The 7,964-nt window shown below is 61.3% G+C and carries 8 protein-coding genes, 1 tRNA gene and 2 pseudogenes; 5 read left to right on the top strand and 6 right to left on the bottom strand.

What is annotated here, in order from left to right; all coding sequences use genetic code 11:
* Positions 1-104 precede the first annotated feature (104 nt).
* Positions 105-645: pseudogene (locus ACYVD0_RS11785) on the top strand (FAD-dependent monooxygenase); the annotation flags it as partial.
* Positions 646-1,064: 419 nt separating this feature from the next.
* On the top strand, positions 1,065-1,334 hold the full coding sequence (locus ACYVD0_RS11790) for a hypothetical protein (RefSeq protein WP_460426988.1): 270 nt from the start codon (positions 1,065-1,067) through the stop codon (positions 1,332-1,334).
* Positions 1,335-1,546: 212 nt separating this feature from the next.
* Here the strand turns inward: ACYVD0_RS11790 and ACYVD0_RS11795 are convergent.
* The 4 genes from ACYVD0_RS11795 to dapA form a co-directional block, all read right to left on the bottom strand.
* Positions 1,547-1,636 (bottom strand) — tRNA-Ser (locus ACYVD0_RS11795).
* 122 nt (positions 1,637-1,758) lie between these two features.
* Positions 1,759-2,628, bottom strand: coding sequence for a phosphoribosylaminoimidazolesuccinocarboxamide synthase (locus ACYVD0_RS11800; RefSeq protein ID WP_460426989.1), 870 nt, complete (start codon positions 2,626-2,628; stop codon positions 1,759-1,761).
* A gap of 111 nt (positions 2,629-2,739) precedes the next feature.
* Positions 2,740-3,852, bottom strand: a complete 1,113-nt coding sequence (bamC, locus tag ACYVD0_RS11805) for an outer membrane protein assembly factor BamC (RefSeq protein WP_460426990.1) — start codon at positions 3,850-3,852, stop codon at positions 2,740-2,742.
* A gap of 19 nt (positions 3,853-3,871) precedes the next feature.
* Complete coding sequence (gene dapA, locus ACYVD0_RS11810; protein WP_460426991.1) at positions 3,872-4,750, bottom strand: 4-hydroxy-tetrahydrodipicolinate synthase family protein; 879 nt, start codon at positions 4,748-4,750, stop codon at positions 3,872-3,874.
* 165 nt (positions 4,751-4,915) lie between these two features.
* Here dapA and ACYVD0_RS11815 point away from each other — a divergent pair, with 165 nt between their 5' ends.
* Together ACYVD0_RS11815 and ACYVD0_RS11820 are read left to right on the top strand one after the other, a co-directional pair.
* Positions 4,916-5,473: a glycine cleavage system transcriptional repressor gene (locus tag ACYVD0_RS11815; RefSeq protein ID WP_460426992.1), complete on the top strand. Its 558-nt coding sequence runs from the start codon at positions 4,916-4,918 to the stop codon at positions 5,471-5,473.
* 9 nt (positions 5,474-5,482) lie between these two features.
* A complete protein-coding gene (locus ACYVD0_RS11820; protein WP_460426993.1) occupies positions 5,483-5,959 on the top strand; it encodes a peroxiredoxin in 477 nt (158 codons plus the stop codon).
* Positions 5,960-5,984: 25 nt separating this feature from the next.
* Here ACYVD0_RS11820 and ACYVD0_RS11825 read toward each other — a convergent pair whose 3' ends face one another.
* Positions 5,985-6,236, bottom strand: coding sequence for a sulfurtransferase TusA family protein (locus ACYVD0_RS11825; RefSeq protein ID WP_460426994.1), 252 nt, complete (start codon positions 6,234-6,236; stop codon positions 5,985-5,987).
* 138 nt (positions 6,237-6,374) lie between these two features.
* On the opposite strand from ACYVD0_RS11825, the gene ACYVD0_RS11830 reads away from it, so the two are divergent.
* Entirely contained in the window at positions 6,375-7,811 is a 1,437-nt protein-coding gene (locus ACYVD0_RS11830) for a M48 family metalloprotease (protein WP_460426995.1), read from the top strand.
* Positions 7,812-7,862: 51 nt separating this feature from the next.
* On the opposite strand, the pseudogene ACYVD0_RS11835 reads toward ACYVD0_RS11830, so the two are convergent.
* Positions 7,863-7,964, bottom strand: a pseudogene (locus tag ACYVD0_RS11835) (IS1595 family transposase); the annotation flags it as partial.

A 7,964-nucleotide genomic window follows, 5' to 3' on the forward strand; every position in this document is an offset into this window, starting at 1 on the left:
CAGGGTTGTCTCGAACGATGCACTTGTCATCCGGTCTCTCCCAGGCAAGGGAATACATCAAGCAAGGCAGATGAAGGCTAAATATGCAACTGTAGTGCTAGGGCACCCCGCCGGTCCATGAGGAATTGGTCTACGCCCATCACCCCCCCAGCTTCGTGCTCTGCACACCAGCGCTCTGAAAGCCGCAGCCGCTACTACCTGCAGGTACCACTGAGCGAGAAGGTCGAGGATTGATCGGACGAGCGCTTCTGGACCGAACGCAAGGCCCACCTGCCGGCCCAACGCTGGAGAAGAGCATCGCCCCGTTGCGCAGCTTCGTGGTCGAACCCATGCAGTACGACCGGTGCCAAGGGCCTGAATCTGGCCGCCGGCGACGTCAGAGCCCTGTACCGCATCTTGGTCAAGGTCTAATGAAGGCCCGCACCGACCTGCTGGAGAAATACTCGCCAATCTGCCTGCGGCGCATCTGGAAGGCCGAATGCTTTTCCTGGTGGATGACCACCCTGCTTCACGAGTTCCCCGGCCAGGGAGGCTTCGATACACACCTTCAGGAAACCTGAGCGCGATTACTACCTCGGCTCCCTGGCGGAACGCACTACCATCACAGAAAATTACGTGGGTTTGCCCTACGAAGACATCGAATGAGGCAGGCCGCCGTACCTGCGCATACCAAGCCCGACGCTGTTCGGGCCTTTCTCGTTCAGCCCCTTGCCAGCCAAGCCCCTCAACCATCGCAATGGCGAAGTCACCCACTGGAAAGACGGCGAATGGCAACAACTACACCAGGGCCGTGTTTCGTATACAATACGAAGGACTCTTCGATAACTGTCCCCTGGTACAAAACAGATTTCACTTTCCTTATGATGAAATCCAACCAGGCCAACATGTAACGAAGCAGGCCCCCAATGTCGACAACAGTCTAGAATAACGAAAACACGCGTTGTCGAAGCTCCGTTGCCCCATGAATATGAACTTGTGCCTACCCATCCAGAAGATGGGCACTTAAATTCATAATGGATGGCAACTTTTCCATGCTCAATATTCAGAATTGACAGGTAAGCCGATTGAACTCACAGGAAATTACTGAAGCCGAAATGCGCGAAGCATTGGGACTTGCACCAGCGAAACCTACGCCGGAGAAACGCAAGCACCCCTCCAGCTACATTCTGGTGGAACTGAGCGTGCGCAAGCTGACTGGTGGCCCAGCATTCCGGTTCGAATATAAGTCCCGCTCGCTCAGTACTCTGGAAGCAAAACTCGAAGCGGAAAAGGTAGTGCGCAAGAAAGGACTCGAAGTCTGGGCGGTGCTTGATGTCCGACAGGTCAGCGAGTAAAGCAGAAGACACCTTGATCTTCCAAGGACCACCGGACGGCCTGTCATTGGCGGCGCAGGGCGGATTGCCTGAGTCCAGCCCAGCTCGAAGTCAATTGGCAGAGAGTCAATGGATGCTCGCCTTAGTTCGGTCGAATTACGAGCGGGAGGACGGCCAAAGCCTATATGCCATAAAAAAGCCTTGCGGCTCGAAAACGGCAAGGCTTTTAAATATGGCGGGGAGATAGGGATTCGAACCCTAGGTACCCTTGCGGATACAACGGATTTCGAATCCGTCCCGTTCGACCACTCCGGCATCTCCCCTGGGCGGCGCGCATGATACCAGCTTGAATGTCTTTGGCGAACCCCCCGCACGGAATTTTTTGTGTGCTTTCAGGGGATTGCCTCATCCCCAAGCAAGCCGCAGCGAGGCGGCAGGCCCTCCCTCAGCGGGTCAGGCGAGCCAGGGCTTCGCGGTACTTGTCGGCAGTCTTCTGCGCCACCTCGAGCGGCAACGCCGGTGCTGGCGGCTGCTTGTTCCAGCCGGTGGACTCCAGCCAGTCACGCACGAACTGCTTGTCAAAGCTCGGCGGGTTCTGCCCTTCCACATAGCTGTCGGCCGGCCAGAAACGGCTGGAATCCGGGGTCAACACCTCGTCCATCAGGGTCAGGCTGCCATCTTCGTCAAGACCGAACTCGAATTTGGTGTCGGCGATGATAATGCCGCGGCTTGCCGCGTATTCGACAGCAGCGCTGTACAGGGCGATGGAGGTATCACGCACCTTGGCTGCCAGCTCCACCCCGATGATCGCCTCGCATTGCACGAAGGGAATGTTCTCGTCGTGGTCACCTACCGCAGCCTTGGTGGACGGGGTGAAGATCGGCTGCGGAAGCTTGGCGGCCTCCTTCAGGCCGGCCGGCAGGGAGATACCGCAGACGGTGCCGCTCTTCTGGTACTCCTTCCAGCCGGAGCCGACGATGTAGCCCCGCACGATGGCCTCCACCGCCACCGGCTTGAGGCGCTTGGCGACCACGGCCCGCCCTGCGACCAGCGGCAACTCGGCGGCCGCAACCACATCCTCCACCCGATCGCCGGTGAAGTGGTTCGGCACGATACCAGCCAGCTTGTCGAACCAGAAATTGGAGATGGCGGTGAGAATCTTGCCCTTGTCCGGAATCGGTTCGGCAAGAATCACATCGAAGGCCGACAGCCGATCGCTGGCCACCATCAGCATGCGCTTGGCATCGATCTCATAGAGATCGCGGACTTTGCCCGAGTAGATCTTCTTCAGGCTCAGGGTGGGAGGTATGCTCATCGCGTCTTTCCGCCTTTATCAAACGAAACAGGCGAAACCGGGAAGGTTTCGCCCATCGATTCGTACTATTGCCGAAGGGGCCATAGAGAACAGCCCCCACCGGGCAGCCATTCAACCGAGGTGTTCTTGGAGCATGCTCAGCACCCGGCGCGCCACTTCTTCGGGGGCGAAGGTATTCATATCCTTCTCCACCGTGACCTGGACACCCTCCGCGACGCGGGTCAAGCGTACCTGATAGCGCTCGGCACGAGCCTCCACGTCTTCCGGATCCTCACCTCTGCCGAGCAGACGCCCGAGGAAGCCCGGCTTCGCGTCCTTTTCGGCCTTTTCGGCGAGATTAATGTAGTACACGCCAAGACTGCGGTTGATATCGTCTACCCGTACATTGCCCATTTCCAAGGCACGGCCGATGCTCGACCAGGCCCGATCGAAATCGGCATCCAAATTCAGGAAAGGATTGCCGTTGCCGTCCGCGGAGAGACTGACACGGCTCGGCGCATCGAAATCGCGGGCCACCAACAATGAAACCGAACCACCCCGCTCGGCACTGCGCGCCAAGCTAGCGGTCATCTCATCCAGCAGCGCGGCATCCAGACCGGCATCGCCGCGACCGGTCAGACCGTCCTCGGCAGTGCTGCCGGCCGGACGCAGCGCACTACTCACGAAAATCTCGCTGGAATTGCGCTGGACACCCGGCTCGACACGCACGCGCACTCGGATCTCGCCGCCGGCCGCCTGCTCAGAGGCACGACTGCCCAGGCGGCGCGCCATAGGTGCGGAAAGTGCATCGAGAGATTGCCAGGCCGTGATGAACTCACCGATGTGGAGGCGCTCTTCGGCGATGCCGAAGCCGTTATCTTCGAAGAACTGCCGGAGCATCGGCCAGACTTCCGCCGGTGCCCGCTGGGCCACAACCCAGCGCGAAGCACCGCTCTGCTGCAGACTGAACTCGCTGACCGCCTGCGTGCTCCGCAACGGCTGGGGACGCGGCACCTCGAACTCGTTGCCACGTTGCGAGTCGGCCACATTCAGCGGCACCGGCAGCAACGAGTCGAGGCGACGGATCTCAACGCTCGGCGGCAATTGCATCGGGGCGGTCTGCCGCGCCTCAAGATAGTCGCTGCCACGGTCGCGGAAATATCCCTCCTCCCCCCACAGCCAGCCGCAACCGCTGACGGTGGAAAGAACCACGACAAGGACAGAGAGCCCGGCCAGTCGCTTCATACGCAATGCTTCCTGATGATCAAACCAAGGCACCGATCTGGCGAAGAGCCTGGCGCAGCGGTTCATGGCAACTGGAACTCAGCCAAGTCAGGGGCAAACGAATGCCCTCGGGAATCAACCTCATCTCGTGCAGCGCCCACTTCACCGGAATCGGGTTGGACTCCAAGAACAACGCCTTGTGCAGTGACATCAGGCGCTCGTTCATCGTCCGGGCGATGGCCGCCTCGCCACGCATGGCCGCAGCACAGAGATCGCTCATAGCGCGCGGAACGACGTTGGCGGTCACCGAGATATTGCCTTTGCCGCCCATCAGGATGAGTTCGACGGCGGTGGGATCGTCGCCGGAATAGACGAAGAAGTCCTTGGCCACACGCTCCAGCACCTCGCGGCCACGCTCCAGGTTGCCGGTCGCCTCCTTAATGCCGATGATGTTCGGCACCTTGGAAAGGCGCTCGACGGTTTCCGGCAGCATGTCGCAGACAGTACGTCCAGGCACATTGTAGAGGATTTGCGGAATTGCCACGGCTTCGGCGATGGTGCGGAAGTGCTGATACAGGCCTTCCTGGGTCGGCTTGTTATAGTAGGGGGTTACCAGCAGGCAGGCATCGGCGCCGACGCTCTTGGCGTTCGCCGTCAGCTCGATGGCCTCGCGGGTGCAATTGGCACCGGTACCGGCAATCACAGGGATCCTGCCGTTGACCTGGTCGACCACGCGACGGATGACCTCGACATGCTCGGCGACATCCAGGGTCGCGGACTCGCCCGTGGTACCGACTGCGACGATGGCGTTGGTACCTTCCTGCAGGTGAAAGTCCACGAGCTTGCCCAGGCCGTCCCAATCCAGATCGCCCTGCGCATCCATGGGGGTGACCAGAGCCACCATGCTGCCCGCAATCATGCAACCACTCCTGCCGGAAAAAATGAGCCGTAATGGTACTGTCGCCATCTGCCTTGTACAAGCTGACCACAAAGCCCAAGCATTCCCCTCGGCGCCGCTTTTCGTTACCCTTCCGGCTTTGCTCGGCGCCTCTTGCGACGACTGCCCATCGTTTAGGAAAGCTGCATGTCCACCCCTCCCGTTCGCGAACAGTTCCTCGTCATCAGCGTTCTCGGCAGCACCCCCATGGAGCTGACCAACGTGCTGTGCCGTGCCAGCCAGGAAAGCCGTTGCTCGGTCGTCAGTACCCGCCTGACCCGCCATGGCGAAGTTTGCGCCCTGATCGTGCAGGTGGCCGGCAGTTGGGACGGACTGGCGCGCATGGAAACCAGCCTGCCGACCCTGGCCAAGCGTCATGACTTTACCTACAACCTGACCCGCAGCCTGCCCCTGGAAAATCGCCCCCAGGCGCTGCCTTACGTCGCCTATGTCAGCGCAGCCTATCGCCCGGACATTCTCGCCGAACTGTGCCAGTTCTTCATCGACCACCGCGTCGAATTGGAAAACCTTACCTGCGACACCTACCTGGCACCACAGACCGGCGGCACCATGCTCAATGCAACCCTGACCGTCACCCTACCGGCCGGCACACAGATCAGTTGGCTGCGCGATCAGTTCCTCGATTTCGCCGACGCCCTGAACCTCGACGCACTGATCGAGCCCTGGCGCCCCCAGAATCCCTAAGGAGTCCCCATGCCCGTCGCCCTCGAGCAGTCCGTCCCCGACTTCCAGGCCCAGGCCACCGGCGGCCAGCAGGTTTCGCTTGTCGCACTCAAGGGCCAACAGGTGGTGCTGTATTTCTACCCGAAGGACAGCACGCCGGGCTGCACCACCGAAGGTCAGGGCTTCCGCGACCACCATGACGATTTCCAGGCGGCCAATACGCAGATCTTCGGCATCTCCCGCGACGGGCTGAAATCCCACGAGAACTTCAAGAGCAAGCAGGCCTTCCCTTTCGAGCTGATCTCTGACAAAGATGAACAACTTTGCCAACTGTTCGGGGTGATCAAGCTGAAGAAGCTTTATGGCAAGGAATATCTGGGCATCGACCGCAGCACCTTCCTGATCGACAGGGACGGCGTGCTGCGCCACGAGTGGCGCGGAGTGAAGGTGCCGGGCCATGTCGCTGCCGTGCTGGCCGCCGCCCAAGCCTTGAACCAGGCCGACTGAGCGCACCCGGGCTAGCGGCCAGGCATCATGCCTTGCGCAACCAGTAGCGGAAGAGATTACCTTCGACCTCCTCGCGGAGCAGGCAATGACCGGCCAGCCTGGCGAAAGCGCGGAAATCCCGCTGCGAACCGGGATCCGTCGCGGTCACCTTGAGTACCGCCCCGGAATGTAGGCGGTTCAGCTCCAGCTTGGCCTTGAGCAAGGGAAGCGGGCAACTCAGACCGCTAGCATCCAGCTCGGCATCGCAGGTGTCGGCCTGCCATTCGGCATCAGTCATAGGGCTCTCCAGAAAAGGCCCCAAGGATAACCAAGCCGACCGAGACCTGACCAGTCGCCTGTCGGGCGCACCCGATGACGTCCGCGCGCCTAAACTTGAATGGATACAGTAATGCCTTTGAACGTCAGAACCTGCCGCATGAATCTTCTGCGCCCCAGCTTCCTCGCCCTTGCCGCCTGCCTGCTCGCGGCCCCCGGCACGGCCAGCGATCTGCCGTCGCTGGGCGACGCCAGCTCAGCCATCGTATCCCCCGAACAGGAACATCGGCTCGGTCGGGCCTGGTTGGGCCTGCTGCGCGGGCAGGTCCCCCACTTGTCCGACGCGCAGCTGAAGGACTATGTGGAAACCAGCGTCTACCGCCTGAGCGAAACCAGCCAGGTGCAGGACCGGCGCCTGGAGTTCGTCCTGCTCGACAGCCCGCAGCTGAATGCTTTCGCCGCGCCCGGCGGCATCATCGGCGTGAATGGTGGCCTGTTCCTCTACGCGCAGACCGAGGCCGAATACGCCGCAGTGCTGGCCCACGAACTGGCGCACCTCTCGCAGCGCCATTTTGCCCGCGGGCTCGAAGCCCAGCAGCGTCTCCAGCTCCCCATGATGGCCACCATGCTCGCCGGCATCATCGCCGCCGCGGCAGGCGCAGGCGACGCCGGCATGGCGGCAATCGCCTCCAGTCAGGCGGCGGCGATGCAGGAAATGCGGCGATTCTCCCGACAGAACGAGCAAGAGGCCGATCGCATCGGCCTGCTCAACCTGGAAAAGGCCGGCTACGACCCGCGCGCCATGCCGAGCATGTTCGAACGCCTGATGCGCCAGTACCGTTACGACGCCAAGCCACCGGAATTCCTCCTGACTCACCCGGTCACCGAGTCGCGCATCGCCGACACCCGCAACCGCGCGGAGCAATACCGCCCTGGCGGCCGCCAGGACAACCACCGCTACCAACTGATGCGCGCCCGCGTGCAGTTCATTTACGAGCAGACCTCCGGCATGGCGGTGAAGCGCTTTCGCGCCGTGCTCGATGAAAACCCAAAATCCAGTGCTGCCCGCTATGGCCTGACACTGGCCTTGACCAAGAGCGGCCAGCTCAACGAGGCACGAGGAGTTCTGCAGCCGCTGCTGGACAAGGCGCCCAACGACATCGACTACAACCTGGCCGCAGTCGCCCTGGATATCACTGCCAACCGTCTTCAGGAAGCCGAGGCTCGGGTCAAGCGCCTGCTGGCCCTGTACCCGGGCAACTACCCGCTGCGGCAGACCCAGGCCGACCTGCTGCTCAAGCAGAATCAGCCGGCGGCGGCGGAGAAGGTGCTCAATAAATTGCTCACCAGCCGCCCCCGGGACCCGGACGTCTGGTATCTGGCCGCGGAAGTCCGTGGCCTGTCCGGCAACATCATCGGCGTGCATCAGGCCCGCGCCGAGTACTTCGCTCTAGTCGGCAATTATGATCAAGCCATCGAACAGCTGGACTTCGCCAAACGCCGCGCAAGCGGCAACTTCCAGCTGGCTGCGCGCATGGATGCCCGGCAGCAGACCCTGAAGGAGGAAAAGAAGATGATCGAGGAAATGCTGCGCTGAGCTGCAGGAAGGAAAAAACCCGGCGAGCGCCCCGCTGGGCTTTTTCTTTGGCTATGTCTGAGTTAGCTGTTGCATAGCAGACCTCCCCAGCGATTCCCTCAGACAAATCAATGGATCGAGCTGCGTCTTGTAGCGCTCGAGCATGCGGCGCCA

The organism is Azotobacter armeniacus (assembly GCF_054779355.1).

Excerpts from the sequence above, each read along its gene's own strand:
- ACYVD0_RS11825 (WP_460426994.1), bottom strand. The coding sequence starts at position 6,236 with ATGACTGATGCCGAATGGCAGGCCGACACCTGCGATGCCGAGCTGGAT.
- ACYVD0_RS11820 (WP_460426993.1), top strand. The coding sequence starts at position 5,483 with ATGCCCGTCGCCCTCGAGCAGTCCGTCCCCGACTTCCAGGCCCAGGCC.
- dapA (WP_460426991.1), bottom strand. The coding sequence starts at position 4,750 with ATGATTGCGGGCAGCATGGTGGCTCTGGTCACCCCCATGGATGCGCAG.
- bamC (WP_460426990.1), bottom strand. The coding sequence starts at position 3,852 with ATGAAGCGACTGGCCGGGCTCTCTGTCCTTGTCGTGGTTCTTTCCACC.
- ACYVD0_RS11830 (WP_460426995.1), top strand. The coding sequence starts at position 6,375 with ATGAATCTTCTGCGCCCCAGCTTCCTCGCCCTTGCCGCCTGCCTGCTC.
- ACYVD0_RS11800 (WP_460426989.1), bottom strand. The coding sequence starts at position 2,628 with ATGAGCATACCTCCCACCCTGAGCCTGAAGAAGATCTACTCGGGCAAA.
- ACYVD0_RS11815 (WP_460426992.1), top strand. The coding sequence starts at position 4,916 with ATGTCCACCCCTCCCGTTCGCGAACAGTTCCTCGTCATCAGCGTTCTC.